This window comes from Mesorhizobium sp. M0894 (assembly GCF_040319725.1).
GTDB lineage: Bacteria > Pseudomonadota > Alphaproteobacteria > Rhizobiales > Rhizobiaceae > Mesorhizobium.
The window spans coordinates 380492-403485 of sequence record NZ_JAMYOG010000004.1 but is presented as its reverse complement, the minus strand read 5'-3'; the positions used below and the strand labels follow the sequence as shown (position 1 = coordinate 403485).

The window sequence follows — 22994 nt, the reverse complement described above, 5'->3', positions numbered from 1 at the left end:
ACTGCCACGAGAAGCCGTGGTTGGATTCCGATCTCATCTTGCTCTGCCTGGGCAGCAATCCCATCTGCGCCGGGCGTATCAGGCCTTTTCCTGCCCGGAAAAACCGATTAGACAGCCCAAAACACATGCGGACAGATTCCGCCCGCAATCGAAGGAAAAGCCCTTGTCCACCACGTTCGACAAAGTCGCCAAGATCATCGCCGACACCAGCGAGATCGACATCGAGACGATCACGCCCGAAAGCCACACCATCGACGATCTCGGCATCGACAGCCTCGACTTCCTCGACATCGTCTTTGCCATCGACAAGGAATTCGGCATCAAGGTGCCGCTGGAAAAGTGGACGCAGGAGGTCAATGACGGCAAGGCGTCGACCGACGACTATTTCGTCATGAAGAACCTGTGCGCCAAGATCGACGCGCTCGTCGCCGCCAAGAACGCCACGTAAGCACAGCGCTTGACGCGCCTTCACCCGAACAGCCGCCCATGAACCCCCACGACGTCGTCATATCAGGCATCGGCCTAGTCTCGTCGCTGGGCGAGGGTCCGGATGCGCATTGGCAAAAGCTCGTCCAGCCGCGCCTTGAGCCGGTTCTGGAGGCCTCGCGCTTCTCGCCCTATACAGTCCACCCGCTGCCGGAGGTCGACTGGAACCTGCAGATCTCCAAGCGTGGCGACCAGCGGCAGATGGAGACCTGGCAGAGGCTCGGCACCTATGCAGCCGGCCTTGCTCTCGACGATGCCGGCATCAAGGGCAATGACGAACTCTGCGCGACCATGGACATGGTGGTGGCCGCCGGCGGCGGCGAGCGCGACGAGGCGGTTGACGCGGCCATTCTCGCGGCATCGGAAAGCCGCAATGACCGCGACGTGCTGCTCAACGAGAAGCTGACCACGGAATTGCGCCCGACGCTGTTTCTGGCACAGCTTTCCAACCTGCTCGCCGGCAACATCTCGATTGTCCACAAGGTGACGGGGTCGTCGCGCACCTTCATGGGCGAGGAAGGTGCGGGCGTCGCCGCCGTCGAGACCGCGGCCGCGCGCATCCGTTCCGGTCAGTCGACGCATATACTGGTCGGCGGCGCTTTCCAGACCGAACATTCCGACATGCTGCTCGGCTATGAACTGGCCGGCTACCTGCATCGCGGTCCGTGGCGGCCCGTCTGGCAGAGGCAAGGTGCCGAGGGCGGCGGCGTGGTGACCGGATCCGGCGGCGCGTTCCTCGTCCTGGAGCAGCGCGAGCACGCGACAAGCCGTGGCCGGAAGATCTATGCGGAACTTGGCCCGGTCCTGTCCGGTCGCGCCAGGCGCCGGCGGGGCGAACTCGATGGTGAGATCGCCATGCTGCTGAAGCAGGCCGCATTGCCGGACGGCGAGTTGCTGGCGATCTCCGGCGCTTCGGGCGCCCATGACGCGACCGCCGCCGAGAAATCGGCGCTCGAGGCCAATCCGGCGATCGCCGCACGCGGCTTTTCGACGCTGACCGGCCACATGAAGGAAGCGCAGTTCCCCTTCGCCGTGGCGCTGGCGGCACTGGCTGTCGACCGCAAGGCCGCCTACCCTGTCTTCGACGCCACAGTCGAAAAACCGTTTGCCGGCGTCCCGAAGACCGTCCTTGCAACGGCGATCGGCTATCACCAATTCGAGGGCATGGCGCTGATCAAAGCCGCCTAGAGCATCGCACCGAAAAGTGTGACACGGTTTTCGGGCGATCCGATGCTCCAAGAGAAACAGGTTTTTGGACAACAAATGGCCAATCTGAACGACCACATGGGCAGGCCGATCGTCGCCGTCACCGGCATCGGCGTGGTGACCTCGCTCGGTGTCGGCAAGGCCGACAATTGGGCGGCACTTACGTCAGGCAAATCCGGCATCCATCCGATCACCCGCTTCCCGGTCGATCATCTCAACACCCGCATCTCCGGCATGGTCGATTTCCTGCCGTCGAGTTCGAAGGGCGCCAGTCTCCTCACCTATGAGCTTGCCGAAACCGCCGCCCAGGAAGCGATGTCGGAGGCGGGCCTCGATGCCGGCGATTTCGGCGGACCGCTTTTCCTCGCTTCGCCGCCGGTCGAACTCGACTGGAGCGAGCGCTTTTCGCTCTACAATTCCGACACGCACGATACCGGTGCAGAGAGGCTCCTGCGGGTGGCGCGCGGCCTGAGGGAACTCGACATTTTCGAGACCACCCAGTTCGGTTCGATCGCCGACCGGCTTGCCGATCGTTTCGGCACGCGCGGCCTGCCGATCACGCTGTCGACCGCCTGCGCCTCGGGCGCCACGGCGATCCAGCTCGGCGTCGAGGCGATCCGCCGCGGCGAATGCGACCGGGCGCTGTCGATCGGCGCCGACGGATCGGCAACCGCGGAGGCGCTGATCCGCTTCTCGCTTCTGTCCGCGCTCTCCACCCATAACGACATCCCCGAAAAGGCATCCAAGCCGTTCTCCAAGGATCGTGACGGCTTTGTGCTCGCCGAAGGCTCGGGCGCCCTTGTGCTGGAATCGCTGGAGGCAGCACTTGCCCGCGGCGCCACCGTTCTCGGCATATTGCGCGGCTGCGGCGAAAAGGCCGACGACTTCCATCGCACCCGCTCCAAGCCGGACGGTTCGCCGGCGATCGCGGCGGTGCGCGCCGCCCTTGCCGATGCCGGCCTGAGCGAGGACGGGATCGATTATGTCAACGCCCACGGCACCTCGACGCCCGAAAACGACAAGATGGAGCATTTGTCGCTGTCGACGGTGTTCGGCGAGCGTATCTCGTCAATGCCCGTCTCGTCGAACAAGTCGATGATCGGCCACACCCTATCGGCTGCCGGTGCCGTCGAGGCTGCATTTTCGCTGATGACGATGCGCGAAAGCGTCATTCCGCCGACCATCAACTACGACAATCCCGACCCGGCGATCGTGCTCGACGTGGTGCCGAACACCAAGCGCAACGCCGAGGTCGCCACGGTCCTGTCGAACTCCTTCGGCTTCGGCGGCCAGAACACCTGCCTTGTCATGGCGCGGGAACCGGTCTAAGCGACCGTTCCGCTCTAGCACTGTTATCGTGCGCATGGTCCTTTCCGAAACGGTTCTCGGGTCATGCGCAACCTGGGATCTGGCATGCGCGCATTGCAACTTATCGAGGATCGCCGGCTTGAAACGGTGAACCTGCCGCCACCGCCGCCGCCTTCGCTCGGCGAGGTGACGCTGCGCATCAAGGCCGTGGCGCTGAACCACATCGACGTCTGGGGCTGGCGCGGCATGGCTTTTGCCAAGCGCAAGCTGCCGCTGGTCGTCGGCGCCGAGGCTTCCGGCGAGGTCGAGGCGGTCGGCCCCGGCGTTTCCAGCCTTGTGCCCGGGCAATTGGTGTCGATCTATGGCGCCCGCACCTGCGGTCTTTGCCGCGCCTGCCGCGAAGGCCGCGACAATCTCTGCGAGCATGTTTCGGGCGTGCACGGCTTCCATCTCGACGGCTTTGCGCAGGAAAAGATCAACCTGCCGGCGCGCCTTCTGGTCCCCGCGCCGCCCGGCGTGAGCGAAATCGGCGCGGCGGTGGCGCCGGTCACCTTCGGCACGGTCGAGCACATGCTGTTCGACAATGCCCGGCTGCAGCCCGGCGAGACGATACTCGTCCATGCCGGCGGCTCGGGCATCGGCTCAGCCGCCATTCAGCTGGCCAAGAAGATGGGCTGCACGGTCATCACCACCGTCGGCTCGAACGAAAAGATCGACAAGGCCAAGGCGCTCGGCGCCGACCACGTCGTCAATTACCGCGACGACCGCTTCGAAGGCGTCGTGCGCAAGCTGACGAAGAAGAGGGGCGTCGACGTGGTGTTCGAGCATGTCGGCGCCGACACCTTTGCCGCTTCGATGCTGTGCCTGAAACGCGGCGGACGGCTCGTCACCTGCGGCTCGACCTCCGGCGTGTCAACACAGATCAATTTGATGCAATTGTTCCAGCAGCAGCTGAAGCTGCTCGGCTCGTTCGGCTGCCGCATGGAAAACATGGCCGACGCCATGCAGAAGATGGCGGCGGGTCTTGTCGCGCCGGTGATCGACACCGAGGTCGGTTTCGACGGCATCGATGCCGCACTGAAGCGCATGGAAGGCCGCGACGTGTTCGGCAAGATCATCCTGCGCGTCGGCTGAGAATGGTCGGCAAGACTTTCAGGAAGATCAGCCGGGACCTGGGATTCCGCCATGGCCGGCGGCTTCGACGGTTCAACTACTGGCTGGTCGCGCGGGTCGCGATGATCATCATCTCCGCGCTGCGCCTGCTGCCGCCCGACAGGGCGCTCAATTTCGCCGACCGCGCCGCCCGCCGCATCGGCCCTTGGGTGCAGCGCCACGAGGTTGCGATCGACAATCTGCGCAAGGCCTATCCGGAAAAGAGCGATACAGAGATCGAGGCGATCGCCTCCGACATGTGGGGCAACATGGCTCGCCTCGCCGCCGAATATATCTTCCTCGATGCTTTGTTCGACTACGATCCTGCTGCGACGAAGCCGGGCCGTGTCGAGGTCAAGGGCGTGGAGCATTTCGTGCGCATCGCCGGCGAGGACAAGCCGCATATCGTCTTCACCGGGCATCTCGGCAATTTCGAGCTGCTGCCGGTGGCTGCTGCCACCTTCGGCATGAACATCACGGCGCTGTTTCGCCCGCCCAACAACCCTTACCTCGCCGACTACATCCTCTCGACCCGCCGCTCGAGCATGGGATCGCTGCTGCCGTCTTCGACCGGCGCCTCGTTCGCGCTTGCGGCTATCCTGGAGAACGGCGGCAATATCGGCGTGCTGGTCGACCAGAAATTCACGGGCGGGCTCGAGACGACATTCTTCGGCCGCCCCTGCGAGAGCAACCGCGTACTAGGCACGCTGGCGAGGCACTACGATTGCGATGTCTACCCGGCGCGCTGCGTGCGCTTGCCGAACAATCGTTTCCGGCTCGAGATCGAGGACAAGCTCACCTTGCCGCGCACCGCAGGCGGCAATGTCGACGTCCCCGCCACCACCCAGCTTCTCAACGATGTGGTCGAGCGCTGGGTGCGCGAAGACCCTGGCCAGTGGATGTGGTTCCACAAGCGCTGGGAGATCAGCAAGCGCAAAAAGCGGCGGCCGTTGAAATTGCGCGACAAAGCCGCCTGAGCGGAAATCATAGCAAACATTTTCCGCTACTGACGTATTTTGTTCTTGCTTTGTGCCGGCAGCTATGCTACTAATTTCGGTATGGTGCTACTTGGCGCCGACGAACCTGCCGCTCCGGCGGGTTTTTTATTTTCAGGCCCAGTGACAGGCCTAATTCGTCACCAGGATCCGCGTGTTGCCGAAGCCGGCTTTGCGCACCATCGAATAGAAGGCCGCGGCGTTGCTGGGGTGGAGGCGCACACAGCCATGCGATGCCGGGCGCCCCAATTGCCGGACGGCACCGGTGCCGTGGATGGCATAGCCGCCGCGGAAGAACACCGAATAGGGCATCGGCGACATATCGTATTTGCGCGAATACCACATCCTGGCCGTCCGCTGCGGACGATAGCTGCCGCGCGGCGTGATGTAGCCTTTGCGGGCGGTGGAAACGCTCCACCGGTAATACGAAAGCCCGTATCTTACCGTCATCGTCTGTGAGGAAATATCAATGTTCGCGACCAGGCTGGCCGCCCGGCCCTCGAACGACGAACCGAACAGCATCGCTACCAATGCTGCTGCCATGAGAACAGTGTTTTTCATGCGATCAAACCCCTTTGATGCCCCTTGCCTGCCTGCCCTCACGCTGTTCTCCAGCATTTTGATGGCAAGCCAGCGAGCTAACACCTACTCCCTGACGATTTCACCAATCCAAAGCAGCGAATTTGAACGATTTCCCGCAATAGTTGCCGTAACGACACGCAATCGCCTCGCAATTCGCCATCGGGCTTGCAAAACCGCCTCATCCGCTGCTCAATTCGCCGAATGAACGAACCGAACGAACGGCTCCTCAAGGCGATCGATGACCGAGCCGATGATCTGGTTGCGCTGGCCGCGGATCTGATCCGCTTTCCGACCATCAACCCGCCCGGCGAAGCCTATCAGCCGTGTGCCGAATTTATCGGCGCGCGGCTGAAGAAGCGCGGTTTTGAGATCGAATTCATCCGTGCCGAAGGCACGCCCGGCGACACTGACCGTTATCCGCGCGTCAACGTCGTCGCCCGCTTCGATGGCCGCGCGCCGGGTGCTTGCGTGCACTTCAATTCGCATATCGACGTGGTCGAGCCCGGCGACGGCTGGAGCCTCGATCCGTTCGCCGGCATCGTCAGGGACGGCAAGGTCTATGGCCGCGGTGCTTGCGACATGAAAGGTGGGCTTGCCGCCTCGATCATCGCCGCTGAAGCCTTCATGGAGGTCTTTCCCGATTTTCCCGGCGCTATCGAGATTTCGGGCACGGTCGACGAGGAGTCCGGCGGCTTTGGCGGTGTCGCCCATCTGGCCAAGCTCGGCTATTTCTCCAGGCCGAAGGTCGACCACGTCATCATTCCCGAGCCGCTCAACAAGGACCGCATCTGCCTCGGCCATCGCGGCGTCTGGTGGGCGGAGATCGAGACCAAAGGCGAGATCGCGCACGGCTCGATGCCGTTCCTCGGCGACAACGCGGTGCGCCATATGGGCGCCGTGCTGCGGGCCTTCGAGGATGAGCTGTTTCCGGCGCTCGACCGCAAGATGACGCGCATGCCGGTCGTGCCCGAAGGCGCAAAACGCTCGACCATGAACATCAACTCGATCCATGGCGGCCAGACGGAGGATTTCCGGCCCGGCCTGCCCTCGCCCAACGTGCCCGATTCCTGCCGGCTGACCATCGATCGCCGTTTCCTGCTCGAAGAGGATCTCGGCACGGTCAAGAGCGAGGTGATCGATATCCTCGAGCGGCTTAAGCGCGAGCGCAAGAAATTCGATTACGAAATCCGCGATCTGATGGAAGTGCTGCCGCTGATGACCGAGCGCGACGCACCGGTGGTGAAGGCGGTCGCGCAAGGCATCATGGAGATATTCGACCGCGAGCCGGACTATGTGATTTCGCCGGGCACCTACGACCAGAAGCACATCGCCCGCATCGGCCACATCTATGACTGCATCGCTTATGGCCCGGGTATTCTCGACCTTGCCCACCGACCCGACGAATGGGTCGGCATTGCCGATATGCTGGACTCGGCAAAGGTGATGGCCATCGGCCTCGGCGTTCTGCTGAGGAGCGCCGGCCCGCGATGATCCGGCTATGGGCGGAAAAACATTCCTCCCGGCGGCGGCGGACGGTACGAAACGCAATTTACTCGGCGGCGAATTCACGCTTCTATCCGCCCGGGTTTGAGCACGTGTTTTAGATATGGGGAGTTGCACGATGAAATTGTGGAAAACCATTCTGGCCGCTGCGGCGCTGGCGTTGGCCGCCGGGACCTCGGCGATGGCCGCGCGCACCGACCTGGTCATCGGCATTACGCTTGAACCCCCGCATCTCGACCCGACCGCGGGTGCCGCCGCGGCAATCGACGAGGTGCTCTATGCCAACGTCTTCGAGGGCCTGACCCGCATCGGCCCGAATGGCGAAGTGCTGCCCGATCTCGCTGAAGGCTGGAGCATTTCCGACGACGGCAAGGTTTACACTTTCAAGCTGCACACAGGCGTGAAATTCCATGATGGCAGCGACTTCAACGCCGACGACGTGAAATTCTCGCTCGATCGTGCCCGCGCCGACAATTCCGTCAACGCGCAAAAGGGCCTGTTCGCCGCCATCGACAAGGTCGAGGTCGTCGATCCCGCGACGGTGACGGTCACGCTGAAGAACCCGCAAGGCTCGTTCCTCTACAATATGGGCTGGGGCGACGCGGTGATCGTCGCGCCTGAGACAGCCGACACCAACAAGGAAAAGCCGATCGGTACCGGCCCGTTCAAGTTCCAGAGCTGGGCCAAGGGCTCATCGATCACGCTGGTCAAGTCGGACAATTACTGGGGCGCCCCGGTATTTCTCGACAAGGCCGAGTTCCGCATCGTTCCGGATGCCGCCGCTGCTGTTCCGGCGCTGCTGTCCGGCGACATCCAGGCCTTTCCGTTCTTCGATCCTGACAGTGTCGCCCAGGTCAAGGACGACCCGCGCTTCAAGGTGGTCATCGGCTCGACCGAGGGCGAAACCATCCTGTCGATCAACAACAAGAAGCCGCCCTTCGACAAGCTGCAGGTCAGGCAGGCGATTTCCTTTGCGCTCGATCGCAAGGCGATCATCGACGGTGCCTCGGCCGGGCTCGGCGTGCCGATCGGCTCGCATATGTCGCCCGCCAGCAAGGCCTATGTCGACCTCACCGGCCTCTATCCGCACAATGTAGAGAAGGCCAAGGAGTTGCTGAAGGAAGCCGGCCTGGAGAATGGCTTCAAGGCGACGCTGAAGCTGCCGCCGCCCTCCTATGCGCGGCTTGGCGGCGAGATCATCGCCTCCGAGCTTCGCGAAATCGGCATCGATCTCGAGATCATCCCGGTCGAATGGGCGCAGTGGCTGGACCAGGTCTTCACCAAGAAGGATTACGACCTGACCATCGTTTCCCATACCGAGCCCAACGACATCGATATCTATTCGCGCAAGGACTATTATTTCAACTACGACAATCCGGCCTTCGACAAGATCATCGACGAGCTGAACCTTACCTCCGATGAAGCCAAGCGCATGACGCTGCTCGGCGAAGCGCAGAAGGTCCTGGCCGACGACGCCGTGGTCGGCTTCCTCTACGAATTGCCGAAGGTCGGCGTCTGGGACGCCAAACTGCAAGGCCTATGGGAAAACGCCCCGATCCAGGCCAACGACCTGACCAAGGTGAAGTGGACGGATTGAGCCGCTGACAGAAGGGCGAAAGTTGCACTCCGTCACACCCCCCTCTGTCCTGCCGGACATCTCCCCCTCAAGGGGGGAGATTGAGCCCTCATCGCCGCTTTCGCTAACCACTAGCGTTGCAAGGACAGTGTCAACGTGGAAACTGCCAATCTCCCCCCTTGAGGGGGAGATGTCCGGCAGGACAGAGGGGGGTGGGCGGGAACGCAAGCTTCGCCCGGTTTTTGCGTCCGGCAACACAGCGGTTCCTCAACGTCCATGACCGCCTACCTCCTCAAGCGCCTCGCCATCGCCGTCGTCACGCTGGTTCTGGCCTCGATGGTGGTCTTTGCCGTGCTGGAGATCATTCCCGGCGACCCGGCACGGCTGATGCTTGGCCTGAACGCCAGCGCCGACCAGATCGAATTGCTGCGCAACCAGATGGGCCTCAACGCTCCCGTCGTGCTGCGCTATCTGCATTGGGCCGGCGGGCTGCTGAGCCTCGATTTCGGCCGTTCCTATACCTATTCGGTGCCGGTCATCGATCTGGTCCGCGAGCGCCTCGTCGTGTCGCTGCCGCTAGCGTTGATGGCGCTGGCGCTGTCCACCGTCATTGCCATCCCGGTCGGGCTGTTTTCCGCCAGCCGTAGCGGCCGGGCCGGCGACACGATCGCTATGGGCGCCGCCCAGCTTGGCGTCGCCGTGCCCAATTTCTGGTTTGCGCTGATGCTGATCTATCTTTTCGCCGTCTGGCTGCGGCTGGTGCCTGGCGGCGGCTTTCCCGGCTGGAGCGCCGGCGTCTGGCCGGCGCTGAAATCGCTGCTCCTGCCGGCAATCGCACTCGCTCTGCCGCAGGCGGCGATCCTTGCCCGGGTCACCCGTTCAGCGCTGATCGAAGTGCTGAGCGAGGACTACATCCGCACCGCCCGCGCCAAGGGCCTGCCCTATCGTATTGTCTTGTGGCGGCATGCGCTACGCAACGCCATGCTCCCGGTAGTCACCATTCTAGGCCTGCAATTCGCCTTCCTGCTCGCTGGCACCGTCATCATCGAGAACGTCTTCTACTTACCCGGCCTCGGCCGGCTGGTGTTCCAGGCGATCAACCAGCGTGACTTGATCGTGGTCGAGAGCGTCGTCATGCTGCTGGTCGCCGCCGTCATCGTCGTCAATTTCGTTGTCGATCTCTCCTATGCGGTGGTCGATCCGCGCCTGAGAGGCCGGCAATGACGCTGCACATCGACATCCCCGACGAGAACCTTGCCGGCATCCTGGCCAAGGCGTTCAAAAACCGTTCGTTCCTCGCCGGCTTCGTCATCACCGCGCTGGTGGCTGCGGTCGCGATCCTCTCCTTCTTCTGGACGCCTTACGATGTCACCAGGCTGGTCATTTCCGACAAGACCCAGGCGCCATCGCTGGCGCACTGGTTCGGCACCGACCATTTCGGTCGCGACATCCTGTCGATGATCATGGTCGGCGCCCGCAACTCGATCGCCGTGGCGCTGGTGGCGGTCGGCATCGGCATGGGCATCGGCGTGCCGCTCGGCGCCTTTGCCGCGGCGCGCGGCGGCATCGCCGACGACGTGCTGATGCGGCTGAACGACCTGGTCTTCGCCTTTCCGGCGCTGCTTTCGGCAATCATGATCACCGCCATCTTCGGGCCGGGCGCGTTCAACGCCATCATCGCCATCGGCATCTTCAACGTCCCGGTGTTCGCGCGCGTCGCCCGGGCCGGCGCCCTGGCGATCTGGCCGCGCGAATTCATCCTCGCCGCCCGCGCCGCCGGCAAAAGCAGGACGCTGATCAGCATCGAACATGTGCTGCCCAACATCGCCACGCTGCTGCTGGTGCAAGGCACCATCCAGTTCGCGCTGGGCATATTGGCCGAAGCCGGGCTTTCCTATGTCGGGCTGGGCACCCAGCCGCCGATGCCGAGCTGGGGCCGCATGCTGTTCGACGCCCAGACCCGCATGGTGGTGGCGCCCTGGATGGCGATCTTTCCGGGCATGGCGATCGTCGTCACCGTGCTTGGCCTGAACCTGCTTGGCGACGGCATTGCCGACATTCTCGATCCGAAATCGCGGCGGCAGCGATGAGCCTGCTCGAAATCGACAAGCTGTCGCTGACCATCGGCAGCACCCGTATCCTCAGAGACATCGAACTTTCCGTCGCGCCGGGCGAAGTGATGGGGCTCGTTGGCGAATCCGGCTCCGGCAAGTCGATCACGGCGCTCACCGTCATGCAGCTTCTGCCCTGGGCGGCGCACACCAGCGGACGCATCACCTTCGACGGCATCGACATCCTTGCCGCCAGCGAGGACCAGATGTGCGCGCTGCGCGGCGACGATATCGGCATGGTGTTCCAGGAGCCGATGACGGCGCTCAATCCGGTCAAGACCATCGGCGAGCAGGTCGCCGAGGGTATTCGCTGGCACACCAGGGCAAGCCGCGCCGACGCCGAGGAACGGGCGCGAAAAATGCTCGACCGGGTCGGCCTGCCGGCAGCACAATTCCCGCTGTCGCGTTATCCGCACGAACTCTCCGGCGGCCAGCGCCAACGCGTCGTCATTGCCATTGCCTGTGCGCTGAAACCCAAGCTGCTGATTGCCGACGAGCCGACGACCGCGCTCGACGTGGTGCTGCAGGCGCAGATCCTCGACCTTCTGCGCGACCTCGTAGCGGAAAACCGCATGGGTCTTCTGCTCATCTCGCACGACCTCGCCGTGGTGACGGAGATGGCGGACCGCATCACCATCCTGCGCCATGGCGAGGTGATGGAGGCCGGCGACACGGCCCGCACGCTATCCGAACAGCTTCACCCCTACACGCGCCAACTGGCGCAGGCCTCGATGCATTTGCCGGCGCGAGCCCGCACGCATGACAGCGGATCAGCCAAACCGCTGCTTCAGGTAGCGAACGTAACGCGGGACTATCCCGGACGGCGCATATCGCTGTTGAAACCGGCAGCTCCCATCCGCGCCGTCGACGATGTCTCCTTCTCGATGGCGCCCGGCCAGTCGGTGGCGCTCGTGGGGCGCTCCGGCTGCGGCAAGTCGACGCTCGCCCGCATGGTCCTGGCGCTGGACAAGCCGACGGCCGGTACGATCCGCTTCCGTGGCGACACCCTCACCGGCAAGAGCGAGGCGGAGCTGAAGCCGGCGCGGCGCGACATGCAGGTCGTGTTCCAGGACCCGTATGGTTCGTTCGACCCACGCCAGAAGGTCGAGAGATTGGTGGCCGAGCCGCTGCATGTGCTGGAGAAGAAGCCGGCGCCCGCCGCGCGGCGCGAGATGGTGGCGCATGCGCTGCACGAGGTCGGCCTGTCGCCTAAAGACATGGACAAATATCCGCACGAGTTTTCGGGCGGCCAGCGTCAGCGCCTGTCGATCGCCCGCGCCATCATCACGCGACCGAAGCTGGTCGTCGCCGACGAGCCGGTCTCGGCGCTCGATGTCTCGATCCGCGCCCAGATCCTCGATCTGTTCGCCGAGCTCAACCAGAAGCTCGGCATCGCCTATCTGTTCATCACCCATGATCTGACCGTCGCCCGCGCCATCACCGACGAAGTGATGGTCATGCATGACGGCAAGATCGTCGAGCGCGGCAGGACGAGCGAAGTGCTCGACCACCCGCAATCCGAAGCCGCCAAGGCGTTGGTCGCCGCCGCTCCCGATTTGCATCGGGCAATTGCGAAACGGCTGCAAGAACAGGGGTGAGCAGCTTCGTGGCACGGCTTGATCCACAAAGCATACCTACCCCCTCACGTGAAAACTACACCGATCGCGGTCAATCAGGCGAGCGGAGTGTCGAGTCTAGCCACAAAGAAAGCAAGGATTCGACCGGCAACAATGGCGGACATTAGAATGGCTAAGGAGGCGGCGAAACGGGGCGTCGGGACCCTGTAAAGCCAAATCCCAACAAAGGAGGCGATAAACCTCCTTCTGTTCCAAACGACTAACAGGAGGGGCTAATGGTCGACCTATCAATGCTCGAGTGGTTAGAGGAGTGGTACCAAGGGCAGTGCAACGGCGATTGGGAACACCAATACGGGATAAAAATTGATACGATCGACAACCCTGGATGGGAAGTTTCAATAGATTTGCACGGGACGCAGCTCTATGGAAGAAAGTTTACAGACGTAAGCTTTCAGTATGGCGACGAAATAGATTGGTTTTTTGTAACAGTAAAGGATGGTACTTTCAAGGGATTTGGAGTGGCAAGGAACTTGTCGAAGATTATCGAACAGTTTAAAAAGTTTGCGATGGATACGCAAAGGTAAATAGAGCAATTAGATGCCTAAAGATTTTTTTCGCCAGATGTACAAAACGGGGAACTACGGTGACAGTGCTGGACTTCACCACATAAGTGAGACACGGCAATTCTGTGACAGGTTATCCTGGAGGATGACCTATTACAGACAAAATGACGCTCAGAACGTCAGCAGTCAGCCGATGACTCAGTCTTGCGGCTTCACCACATCGGCCGGGCTGATGTCGAGCAGGTCGAGGGTGCGGCGCAACAGCTGCATCTCGCTTCCGGCAAGTTGCGAATCGGCCTTGGCGATCTCGGCCATGTGACGGGCGAGCAGCTTGCGCCGCTCGACATCGAGGTCGCGAAACTGAGCGATGGCTTGCGAGCCGTTGGTCTCGTAGCCGAATTCGTTGAGATACTCGATGACGCTGTCGATGCTGGTTTCGGGAATGCCGAAGGCGTCCCGGCAGATACGCCTGAAGGCGGTCATTTCGCTCTCGCTGACCGACCCGTCGGCCAGGATCATGCGGAACAGCATCAGCAATTCCGCCGACAGCACCGGATCGTCCGCCACCTTGCGCACCCCGGGGTCGCCGTCGAAGATCGAGCGTATCTGGTCCAGCAATCCCATCGCCATCAGCCCCTTCCGATTCGTCGGGAAGGTAGCGCGGAATCGGCTTTGCGCAAACGGGGTGCGAAGGGTGGAACTGGGCAATCGCTTCAGGTTTTGAATTCGTCTCCTCACCCCTTTAGGGCGTTGGCGCTGCCCCTCACCTGCCTGCCGGCATCCTCTCCCCGTTTAGTGACGGGGAGAGGGCGCTCTCGTCACCGGTTTCGCCAATCGCAGACGCTGCAAGAAAAGGCGCCGACGTTGCGACCAGCCCTTTCTCCCCGTCACTATACGGGGAGAAATGCCCGGCAGGGCAATGAGGGGCGGCGGCGACATCGACAATTGGTGGTCTCCGCCACAATTTGGAAACTGTCATTCGTCTGAAGCGATTGCCCTTCGTGATCGAACTCGCGGCACCGTTCTGGCCACTCCCATAAAACTGCCGGCCAATCCGGCAAGCCCGCTGCGCTCATTGGTGTGTGACCGCGCGACTGATAGTATGCCGTTGTACGAATCATGTTGAGGAGGGACCGAACATGAATCTCAGTGCGCCTACCCAGCTTATTTTCATCATATCCCTTGTCATCGCCATCATCGGCGTTCTCGCCGCGCTTGGCGTTCTTGCGTTCATCCCTTTGAATGCCGCGTGGATTGTCGTCATCGCCTACATCGTGCTGGCCGCCGGCTGCCTGATGCGCGGCGCTTAAACACGTCCAGACAATTCAGAATCTCAGGCAACTCGGAGCGCCCCCCCCCACACCGGGCGCTTTTGATTCTGCAGGATGGTCTGTTAGAATTCCTGGACGAGGGAAAGCACATGCCCGCCAGCGAAGACGGCAGCCGCCACGACGGCCCAGGGCTCGATCGGTTCGAGATGGTGCGGCGCGCGCCCAGTCATCGGCTTCAGGGCGCCGTCACCGACATATGCGGCTTTCGCGAAACCATGCCAGGCCATTTCCGCGCCATCGAATATGCCTCGCTGACCGTGCCGCTGGTCATCAGCTTTGCCGAACCCTTTGCCATCGGGCTCGGCAGGGACCCCGGCGACAATGACCGCTTCGCCAGTTTTGCCGCCGGCCTCTACGCCGGGCCGGTGGTGATCGAATCCTTCGGCGGCGCCTGTTGTGTGCAGATCAATTTCACCCCGCTTGGCGCTCGTCGCTTCTTCGGCCGGCCGATGAGCGAACTGACCGACCGCATGGTCGGCCTGGATGACGTGCTCGGCGTTGGAGGCGTCGCGCTGCGCGAAAGGCTTGGCAATGCGCCGGATTGGAGCTCACGCTTTGCCATCGCCGAGGCCTTCGTCGCCGACCGGTTGGCAACCACAGACGGCACTCAAGCCGAAATTGTCTGGGCCTATGAGACGATCGTCTCGACGAGTGGTCGGACCCGCATCTCGACGCTGGCCGAAAAGCTTGGCTGGAGCCGCAAGCATCTCGCCGGAAAATTTTCGGACGCGATCGGCGTTGGACCCAAGACGCTCTCGCGCATCGTCCGCTTCAACCACGCGCTTGGGCTGTCGAGACAGACCAGCAGCGATTGGGCCGACATTGCCGCCGACTGCGGCTATGCCGACCAGGCTCATCTGGTGCGAGAGTTTCGCGACCTCGCAGGCGTCACGCCGACGACTGTCGCCGTGAGGTAACATTTCTTCAAGACGCGCGACCGGCCTTCGCCCAGACTGGGTTGATCGACCAACCTGTTGAAGGAGATCTGCCATGCCGAACACCACCGAAGCACCGCGGCTTTACCCGGCGCTGCGCTACAGAAATGCCGGCAAAATGATCGACTGGTTGTGCGAGGCCTTCGGCTTCAGCGTCCGCACCCGCTATGGCGAAGGCGACGTGGTGCACCATGCCGAACTCGCATTCGGCTCCTCGATCATCATGCTCGGCACGGCCCGCGACGATGCCTATGGAAAGATGGTCGGCGCGCCCGGCTCGGGCGGCGGCAAGTCGATCTATGTCGCGGTCGCTGACGCCGACGCGGCATACGCGCGGGCAAAAACCGCCGGCGCCGAGATTCTGGAAGAACTCACCGACCGCGACTATGGCAGCCGCGAATTCATCTGCCGCGATCCGGAAGGCAATGTCTGGTCGTTCGGCACCTACTGGCCGAAGGCTGACGAAGCCGCCAGCTAACGCGCCAGCCCGAAAATCGCGTCGCAGTCGAGGTGGGTTTCCAGTTCGGCTGCGATCTCGTCCAGTGCCCGTTCGACCTCGGCGCGGTAGTCGATGCCGCCGCCCTTGACGCCGAGGCTTTCGAGGAATTTCGCCCGGAAGGCGTCGGCGGAAAACAGCCCGTGCATGTAGGTGCCTGACACCTTGCCGTCGGCGGAGATGGCGCCGTCATCGACGCCGTTGATAACGGCGGACGGCCGCAGCGTGTCCGGACCGGTGGTGCGGCCGAGATGGATTTCATAGCCCTCGAGCGGCAGATCGAACGGCACCGAGCGCGCGCTGACATTGCGCACTGTCTTTTCCGGCTCCATCACCGTTTCGACGTTGAGCAGGCCGAGGCCTTGCGTCTCGGTAACGCTGCCCTCGATGCCGTCTGGATCGCGCACGCTATGGCCGAGCATCTGGAAGCCGCCGCAAATGCCGACGATGTGGCCACCGCGTTTCCTGTGCGCGGCAAGGTCGCGGTCCCAGCCATTCTCGCGGAATTTCACGAGATCGCCGATCGTCGACTTCGAGCCGGGAATGACCACCAGCCCTGCATCCTGCGGCAGGCGTTGGCCAGGCGGCACGAACACCACCTCGACCTGCGGTTCGGCCTTGAGCGGGTCGAGGTCGTCGAAATTGGCGATGCGCGAGAGCACCGGCACGGCGATCTTCAGCGCGCGCCTCTGGCCGGACGCCAGCCGTTCGAGCACGACGGAATCCTCCGACGGCAGCCGCGCCGCCGCCTTCAGCCACGGCACGATGCCAAAACAGCGCCAGCCAGTGAATTTTTCGATCGCCTCGATGCCGTCATCGAACAGCGAGACATCGCCACGGAACTTGTTGATGAGGTAGCCGACGATCATACGCCGGTCCTCCTCCGGCAGGATCAGATGGGTGCCAGCGACCGAGGCGATGACACCGCCGCGATCGATATCGCCGACCAGGATCACCGGCACGCCGGCGCGCGTCGCAAAGCCCATATTGGCAATGTCTCGGCTCCTGAGATTGATCTCGGCCGGCGAGCCGGCGCCCTCGACAATGACCAGATCGGCGCCCTCGCCGACCTTCGCCCAGGAGTCCAGCACCGCATCCATCAACCGGCCCTTCAGCGCCTGGTAGTCGCGCGCCCGCGCCTCGCCGAACACCTTGCCCTGCACGACAACTTGAGCGCCGACATCGGTCTGCGGCTTGAGCAGCACCGGATTCATGTGGATGGTCGGCGGCACGCCGCAGGCGATCGCCTGCAGCCATTGCGCGCGGCCGATCTCACCGCCGCTTGAATCGCCGGGAATATCGGCGACGGCGGCATTGTTCGACATGTTCTGCGGCTTGAACGGCCGCACTTTCAAGCCGCGGTTCTTCGCCGCGCGGCAAAGACCGGCGACGAGCACCGTCTTGCCGACATCCGAACCCGTGCCCTGCAGCATGATTGCCTTGGCCATATCAGCCCCTGCCCTGCGCAACGGTTCCGGTGATCGTCGACTTGGCTGCCAGCGGGCCGCCGCGCCAGAGATAGAGCGCCAGCAGCGGCTCCTTGCCGGTGCGCATGGCATGGCTGACGTCAGAGGCATGGTGTATCACCTCGCCCGCCGCTCGAAGGCGAAAACCGCCATCGCCCATGCGCCATTCGGCGCCGCCGGTCAGCGGGATATAGATCTCCTCCGCGACATGATGGTGATCGGGGTAGACAATGTCGGGCCCAAGGATCAGCAGGCCGGCCGCGACCTCTTCATTGACGAAATGACCGCGCGTGCCGAATACCTCCAGCCAGCCGTAATTGTCGATAAAAATCTTGCCGAAATCCGCTTCGCCATAGGTCTGGCCCCAGCGCAGATCGCCGCGACGCTGCGCAACCAGCCGCGCCAGCGGCTTGGCCGCAGCGGGAGCGAGTTCGACGATACGGTCGAGCAGGACGAGACAAGGCAGTGCATGCGGTTCGAGCGGCCGGCTTGGCATGTCCCAGCCGATTCGGGCCACGGCGTCGCGCACCAGCGCATCATCGAACGTCTGGAGATAGGCATGGAAGCGTCCAAGCAGTTCGTCGAAATTTGTCGTCACACTTTGCTCCAAAGCGCATTCGCACACAGCGGCTGCGCAGACGGTCGGGTTGCGCGGCGGCATCATTGGTCTAGATTGGACGGCGCGCAAAGCCAAAAACGACAGGCCAGCAGGCCGGAAACATCAGGGAGCACGCCATGGACGCCGCTGTCGATGCGGGCACCAGCCAGTTCGAACTCAACGAGGACCAGCGCGCCATCCAAGAGATGGCCGAGGCCTTCGCCGCCGATCGTGTGGCGCCGAACGCACTCGACTGGGATCGCAACAAATATTTCCCCGCCGACGTGATCCGCGAGACCGGCCCGCTCGGCCTTGGCGGCATCTATGTCCGCGACGATGTCGGCGGCTCGGGGCTCGGCCGGCTCGACGCCGTGCTGATCTTCGAGGCGCTTTCGCGTGCCGATCCGGCGTTTTCCGCCTTCATCTCGATCCACAACATGGCAGCATCGATGATCGACCGCTTCGGCAGCGACGAGCAGCGCCGGCGCTTCCTGCCCAAACTGACCTCGATGGAATGGCTGGCAAGCTACTGCCTGACCGAGCCGGGCTCGGGCTCGGATGCGGCGGCGCTGAAGACGCGCGCGGTCAAAAGCGGCAGTGACTATGTGCTGAACGGCGCCAAGCAGTTCATCTCCGGTGCCGGCGACAGCGACCTCTATGTCGTCATGGCGCGCACCGGCGCCGACGGGCCGAAAGGCATTTCCACCTTCGTCGTGTCGAACGATGCGCCCGGCCTTTCCTTCGGCGCCAACGAACACAAGATGGGCTGGCACATGCAGTCGACCCGCCAGGTCGTCTTCGAGGACTGCAAGGTGCCGGCGGAAAACCTTTTGTCGGCAGAAGGCGCCGGCTTCGGCATCGCCATGGCCGGGCTCGACGGCGGCCGCTTGAACATCGCCGCCTGTTCGCTCGGCGGCGCGCAATCGGCACTCGACAAGGCTCTCGCCTACACCGCCGAGCGCAAGGCCTTCGGCTCGAAGATCAACCAGTTCCAGGCGCTGCAGTTCAAGCTCGCCGACATGGAGACCGAATTGCAGGCAGCACGCATTTTCCTCTACACCGCCGCCTCGAAGCTCGACCGCAAGGCGCCGGATGCCGGAAAATGGTCGGCGATGGCCAAGCGCTTCGTCACCGACACCGGCTTCAACGTCGCCAATGACGCCCTGCAGCTGCATGGCGGCTATGGCTATCTGCACGATTACGGCATCGAGAAGCTGGTACGGGACCTGCGCGTCCACCAGATCCTCGAAGGCACCAACGAGATCATGCGCGTCATCATCGCTCGCGCGCTGATCGGACGGTAAGGCAGTAGGCAGTAGGCAGTAGGCAGTAGGCAGTAGGCAGTAGGCAGTAGGCAGGAAGATGACCGGCAAGATCAATTCGTACAAGGATCTTATCGTATGGCAGCAGGCGATGGATCTGGCCGTCACCACCTACTCCTTGACCAAGGCATGGCCAAAAGAAGAATTGTATGGGTTGACCAGCCAAATTCGCCGCTCAGCAACCTCTATTCCTGCAAACATCGCGGAAGGTTATGGTCGAGACAACAGAGGCTCCTATCAGCAATTTCTCAGGATAGCCCAAGGATCGTTGAAGGAGTTCGAGACACACCTTCAGATCGCTGAACGCATTGGCCTTGCCACGCATGACCAAGCTTATCACGTACTGTTAGCGACCGAGGGCATCGGAAAAATGCTTCGCCAACTTATTAGCAAACTTGCGCCCGAATAGGTCGCCTAGTGCCTACTGCCTACTGCCTACTGCCTACTGCCTACTGCCTACTGCCTGCCTTACCCAAACCGCGGAGTGCCATTATGACCACCATCGCCTTCATCGGCCTCGGCAATATGGGAAATCCGATGGCCGCCAACCTGGTCAAGGCCGGGTATGCCGTGCACGGCTTCGACCTGGTGCCGGAAAACCTCGTCATCGCCAGGGAGCACGGCGTCGTCATCATGGCCAATGCCGTTGCGGCGGTAAAGGATGCCGATGCGGTCATCACCATGCTGCCGGCCGGCAAGCATGTGCTGTCGGTTTACGCAGACATCGCGGCCAAGGCGAAAAAAGGCGCGTTGTTCATCGATTCCTCGACCATCGACGTCGAGTCGGCGCGAAAGGCCCATGCCACCGCGGCCAAGCACGGATTGCTGACGATCGACGCGCCGGTCTCCGGCGGGACGGGCGGTGCGGCGGCCGGCACGCTGACCTTCATGGCCGGCGGTTCGAAGGACGCCTTCGCCAAGGCCGAACCGATCCTCAAGCCAATGGCCGGCCGCATCGTTCATTGCGGCGACGACGGCGCCGGGCAGGCGGCGAAGATCTGCAACAACATGATTTTGGGCATTTCGATGATCGGCGTTGCCGAGGCCTTCGTGCTGGCGGAAAAGCTCGGCCTGTCGCACCAGGCGCTGTTCGACGTCGCCTCGACCTCGTCCGGCCAGTGCTGGTCGCTGACCACTTACTGCCCGGTGCCCGGCCCTGTGCCGACATCGCCCGCCAACAATGGCTATAAGCCCGGGTTTGCAGCGGCACTGATGCTGAAGGACCTGAAACTGTCGCAGGAGGCCGCACAGAGCGTCGGTGCGGCAACGCCGCTCGGCGCCGAGGCAGCCCAGCTTTATGCGCTGTTCAACGCACAAGGCAATGCCGGCGCGGATTTTTCCGGCATCATCAATTTCCTGCGCGGTGACCCTGCGTAAGGTCAAATTTCATAGTTTTCGATCTGCCCAAAGCGGAAAGTCGGCAAATTTAGGTTTGCTTAAGTTCTTGCTAACCCTGCAGTAACGATGTGCGTTTAAAACGGATTGCGAGGCGGACATCCGCCCGGCGCTCCGGATCAGGTCTCGCGTACCGGAGCCCGTAACTTTCGCCGTAAGTTTCGCAAGTGTATTGTTGGCGAAGCACCATGCGTATCTGGCAAAGCCGCGTTCCGATGGAGCGCGGTTTTTGCGTTTTCGCCATGTCGTCGGAGCTATATTCCGATTGCCGCGTCGCTGATGCGGCCCTTCGGTGCTGTCTCAGTTTGAATTTCCGCTCACGACCCCCACATGAATTTCGGCTCGCTACCATTTCCACCGAGCGGGCTCGAAAGCTTGAAGGCAACCCAGTTGCAGACATAGTCGCGAAGACTATTTCATTAGAGGCTATACGGCCGCACGAATCTCTTCACATATTGAGGTCCCGCAATGGCGCACGAGCCTCGAAAAAGACCATTATTCCGCAAGCTCGATAATCATCTACTGCGCGTGAGCGACCTCGATGCAGCCGTATCGTTCTATGGGGATCGTCTCGGTCATGCGCTCGTTTGGCGGGACGATGAAGCCGCCGGCTTTGCGCTGCCTGAAACCGATGCGGAGCTGGTTGTCCATCTTCATATCGGTCCCGAGACCGACATCCTGGTCGATAACGTGGACGACGCGTTTGAGGAATTCTTGGCCGCCGGCGGTGAGGCTGTGCAACCGCCATTCGAGATCGCGGTCGGGCGGTGCGCCCGTGTCCGCGATCCTTTCGGCAACATTGTTGTGATCTTGGACCAATCGAAAGGGATGTTGGTCACTGACGCGAAGGGGCACGTCATCGGTGTCAAGGCGGGCCAGTGATCACGCGTGGTCGTCGATACTGCCAACAGCCTCGCCTGGCGAACTCTTCGCCATAAAGCGGCATTCAAACTCCGGGCGCCCGATTACCGGACGCCCGGCGATCGTTCCATCTTACCGCTTGCGCAAATCTGCTTCGGCCAGGTCGAGCGCCCTGGCGATGCGGTCGCAGGCCATGTCGATCGTCTCGCGCGTCCAGATCAGCGGCGGCGACAGGATCATCGTGTCGCCGGTGGCGCGCAGCATCATGCCTTGGGCAAGGGCGTGGTCGCGAACCATCACCGCCGCGCTGCCGGCCGGCAGGAAGCGCTCCTTGGTCACCTTGTCCTTGACGATCTCGATCGCCCCCATCAGCCCGAACGAGCGCACCTCGCCAACCAGATCATGCCCACCGAAACGTTCCTGCAGCGCCTTGGCGAAGTAAGGCCCGGTGTCGTTCCTGACGCGCTCGATCAGGCCCTCGCGCTCGATGATCTCGAGGTTCTTCAGCGCCACCGCGCAGGCCACCGGATGCCCGGCATAGGTGTAGCCGTGATAGAATTCGCCGCCCTTTTCGACCAGCGTCGCCGCGATGCGGTCGCCGACAAGCAGCGCCGACAGCGGCTGATAGCCGGAGGTCAGCGCCTTGGCCGTGGTGATGGTGTCGGGCTCGACGTCGAAGGCTTGTGCGGCGAACCATTCGCCGGTGCGGCCATAGCCGGTGATAACCTCGTCCAGCATCAGCAGTACATCGTATTTGCGGCAAATGCGCTGCAGTTCCGGCCAATAGCTCATCGGCGGGATCTTCACCCCGCCTGCCCCCATCACCGGCTCGCCGATGAAGGCGGCGACCTTGTCGGCGCCAGCTTCGAGGATCGCGTCCTCGACCGCTTTTGCCGCGCGCAGGCCGAAATCATGGTCGCTTTCGCCAGGCAGTGCCAGCTCATAGGCATAGGGCATCATCACATGGACGATGTTGGGCACGGCGCCGCCGAGCTGCTTGTGCATCAAATCCATGCCGCCGAGCGAGGCACCGGCTATGGTCGAGCCGTGGTAGCCCATCTTGCGCGAGATGATGCGGTTCTTCTCGGGCCTGCCTTCCAGCACCCAATAGTGGCGGACGAGGCGCAGCGCCGTGTCGTTGGCCTCCGAACCGGATGAGCCATAGAACATCTGGTTGATATGCTTCGGCGCGATCTCCGCCAGCTTTTTCGACAGCAGAACCGGCGTCGGCGTCGAGCATTTGAAGAAGGAGTTGTAGTAGGGCAATTCCTTCATCTGGGCGTAGGCGGCGTCGGCAAGCTCGTCGCGGCCGTAGCCGACATTGACGCACCATAGCCCGGCCATGCCGTCGAGGATTTCCGTCCCTTCGGAATCGTAGATGAACGGCCCGTTGGCGTGAGTGATGATGCGCGAGCCGGTCTCGCGCATCTCCTTGTGGTCGGTGAACGGATGAAGGTGATGCGCGGCATCGATCTGCTGAAGCTGCTTCAGCGAATAATTCTGGTAGGTCATGTCTGGTCTTTCCTCTTGA

Annotated in this window: 23 protein-coding genes; 18 read left to right on the top strand and 5 right to left on the bottom strand. The window is 62.5% G+C overall.

The genetic code is table 11. The annotated features are described in order from the left end of the window. The first annotated feature begins 163 nt into the window (after positions 1-163). The 5 genes from NKH91_RS11105 to NKH91_RS11085 all read left to right on the top strand — a co-directional run bounded on the left by NKH91_RS11105 (position 164) and on the right by NKH91_RS11085 (position 5129). A complete protein-coding gene (locus NKH91_RS11105) occupies positions 164-448 on the top strand; it encodes an acyl carrier protein (protein WP_023719977.1) in 285 nt (94 codons plus the stop codon). 38 nt (positions 449-486) lie between these two features. Beyond that, a complete protein-coding gene (locus NKH91_RS11100) occupies positions 487-1674 on the top strand; it encodes a beta-ketoacyl-ACP synthase (RefSeq protein ID WP_352844330.1) in 1188 nt (395 codons plus the stop codon). Positions 1675-1749: 75 nt separating this feature from the next. Beyond that, positions 1750-3021 carry a beta-ketoacyl-ACP synthase gene (locus NKH91_RS11095; protein ID WP_352844332.1) on the top strand — a complete coding sequence of 424 codons (1272 nt, stop codon included), beginning with the start codon at positions 1750-1752 and terminating at the stop codon, positions 3019-3021. 84 nt (positions 3022-3105) lie between these two features. Further along, entirely contained in the window at positions 3106-4134 is a 1029-nt protein-coding gene (locus NKH91_RS11090) for a zinc-binding dehydrogenase (protein WP_352844334.1), read from the top strand. Between the two features lie 2 nt (positions 4135-4136). Continuing rightward, positions 4137-5129: a lipid A biosynthesis lauroyl acyltransferase gene (locus NKH91_RS11085; protein WP_352844336.1), complete on the top strand. Its 993-nt coding sequence runs from the start codon at positions 4137-4139 to the stop codon at positions 5127-5129. Positions 5130-5279: 150 nt separating this feature from the next. Here NKH91_RS11085 and NKH91_RS11080 read toward each other — a convergent pair whose 3' ends face one another. Next, positions 5280-5708, bottom strand: coding sequence for a L,D-transpeptidase (locus NKH91_RS11080; protein WP_023719972.1), 429 nt, complete (start codon positions 5706-5708; stop codon positions 5280-5282). Positions 5709-5930: 222 nt separating this feature from the next. Between NKH91_RS11080 and NKH91_RS11075 the strand changes: the two genes are divergently transcribed. From NKH91_RS11075 to NKH91_RS11050, 6 genes are all read left to right on the top strand, one after another. After that, complete coding sequence (locus tag NKH91_RS11075; RefSeq protein ID WP_352844338.1) at positions 5931-7220, top strand: acetylornithine deacetylase/succinyl-diaminopimelate desuccinylase family protein; 1290 nt, start codon at positions 5931-5933, stop codon at positions 7218-7220. A gap of 130 nt (positions 7221-7350) precedes the next feature. Further along, entirely contained in the window at positions 7351-8829 is a 1479-nt protein-coding gene (locus NKH91_RS11070) for an ABC transporter substrate-binding protein (protein ID WP_352844340.1), read from the top strand. A gap of 255 nt (positions 8830-9084) precedes the next feature. Then, positions 9085-10032: an ABC transporter permease gene (locus NKH91_RS11065; protein ID WP_352495965.1), complete on the top strand. Its 948-nt coding sequence runs from the start codon at positions 9085-9087 to the stop codon at positions 10030-10032. Then, a complete protein-coding gene (locus tag NKH91_RS11060) occupies positions 10029-10898 on the top strand; it encodes an ABC transporter permease (protein WP_352844342.1) in 870 nt (289 codons plus the stop codon). The genes NKH91_RS11065 and NKH91_RS11060 overlap by 4 nt, the downstream gene beginning before the upstream one ends. Beyond that, the gene (locus tag NKH91_RS11055; protein WP_352885435.1) at positions 10895-12517 is read left to right on the top strand and encodes an ABC transporter ATP-binding protein; all 1623 of its coding nucleotides are present in this window, start codon (positions 10895-10897) and stop codon (positions 12515-12517) included. The genes NKH91_RS11060 and NKH91_RS11055 overlap by 4 nt, the downstream gene beginning before the upstream one ends. A gap of 254 nt (positions 12518-12771) precedes the next feature. After that, complete coding sequence (locus NKH91_RS11050; protein ID WP_352844346.1) at positions 12772-13080, top strand: immunity 53 family protein; 309 nt, start codon at positions 12772-12774, stop codon at positions 13078-13080. A 177-nt stretch (positions 13081-13257) separates the two neighbouring features. Here NKH91_RS11050 and NKH91_RS11045 read toward each other — a convergent pair whose 3' ends face one another. Continuing rightward, positions 13258-13689 carry a TerB family tellurite resistance protein gene (locus NKH91_RS11045; RefSeq protein WP_352495961.1) on the bottom strand — a complete coding sequence of 144 codons (432 nt, stop codon included), beginning with the start codon at positions 13687-13689 and terminating at the stop codon, positions 13258-13260. A gap of 509 nt (positions 13690-14198) precedes the next feature. Here NKH91_RS11045 and NKH91_RS11040 point away from each other — a divergent pair. The 3 genes from NKH91_RS11040 to NKH91_RS11030 all read left to right on the top strand — a co-directional run bounded on the left by NKH91_RS11040 (position 14199) and on the right by NKH91_RS11030 (position 15803). After that, entirely contained in the window at positions 14199-14369 is a 171-nt protein-coding gene (locus NKH91_RS11040; RefSeq protein ID WP_023676480.1) for a hypothetical protein, read from the top strand. 110 nt (positions 14370-14479) lie between these two features. Continuing rightward, entirely contained in the window at positions 14480-15307 is an 828-nt protein-coding gene (locus NKH91_RS11035) for a helix-turn-helix domain-containing protein (RefSeq protein ID WP_352844348.1), read from the top strand. A 73-nt stretch (positions 15308-15380) separates the two neighbouring features. Next, positions 15381-15803 (top strand): VOC family protein, encoded by a 423-nt coding sequence (locus NKH91_RS11030; RefSeq protein WP_023719962.1) that lies wholly within the window; start codon positions 15381-15383, stop codon positions 15801-15803. On the opposite strand, the gene NKH91_RS11025 is transcribed toward NKH91_RS11030, so the two are convergent. Continuing rightward, positions 15800-17269, bottom strand: coding sequence for a cobyric acid synthase (locus NKH91_RS11025; protein WP_352844350.1), 1470 nt, complete (start codon positions 17267-17269; stop codon positions 15800-15802). The genes NKH91_RS11030 and NKH91_RS11025 overlap by 4 nt on opposite strands. Before the next feature lies 1 nt (position 17270). Continuing rightward, entirely contained in the window at positions 17271-17885 is a 615-nt protein-coding gene (locus NKH91_RS11020; protein ID WP_352844352.1) for a dimethylsulfonioproprionate lyase family protein, read from the bottom strand. A gap of 137 nt (positions 17886-18022) precedes the next feature. Between NKH91_RS11020 and NKH91_RS11015 the strand changes: the two genes are divergently transcribed. The 4 genes from NKH91_RS11015 (at position 18023) to NKH91_RS11000 (ending at position 21484) form a co-directional block, all read left to right on the top strand. Then, positions 18023-19189 (top strand): isobutyryl-CoA dehydrogenase, encoded by a 1167-nt coding sequence (locus NKH91_RS11015; RefSeq protein ID WP_023719959.1) that lies wholly within the window; start codon positions 18023-18025, stop codon positions 19187-19189. A gap of 58 nt (positions 19190-19247) precedes the next feature. Continuing rightward, a complete protein-coding gene (locus tag NKH91_RS11010) occupies positions 19248-19616 on the top strand; it encodes a four helix bundle protein (protein ID WP_023719958.1) in 369 nt (122 codons plus the stop codon). 83 nt (positions 19617-19699) lie between these two features. After that, entirely contained in the window at positions 19700-20584 is an 885-nt protein-coding gene (gene mmsB, locus NKH91_RS11005; RefSeq protein ID WP_352484536.1) for a 3-hydroxyisobutyrate dehydrogenase, read from the top strand. Positions 20585-21070: 486 nt separating this feature from the next. Beyond that, on the top strand, positions 21071-21484 hold the full coding sequence (locus NKH91_RS11000) for a VOC family protein (protein ID WP_156948098.1): 414 nt from the start codon (positions 21071-21073) through the stop codon (positions 21482-21484). A 111-nt stretch (positions 21485-21595) separates the two neighbouring features. Here NKH91_RS11000 and NKH91_RS10995 read toward each other — a convergent pair whose 3' ends face one another. Next, on the bottom strand, positions 21596-22975 hold the full coding sequence (locus NKH91_RS10995; RefSeq protein ID WP_352844354.1) for an aspartate aminotransferase family protein: 1380 nt from the start codon (positions 22973-22975) through the stop codon (positions 21596-21598). Between the last annotated feature and the right edge of the window lie 19 nt (positions 22976-22994).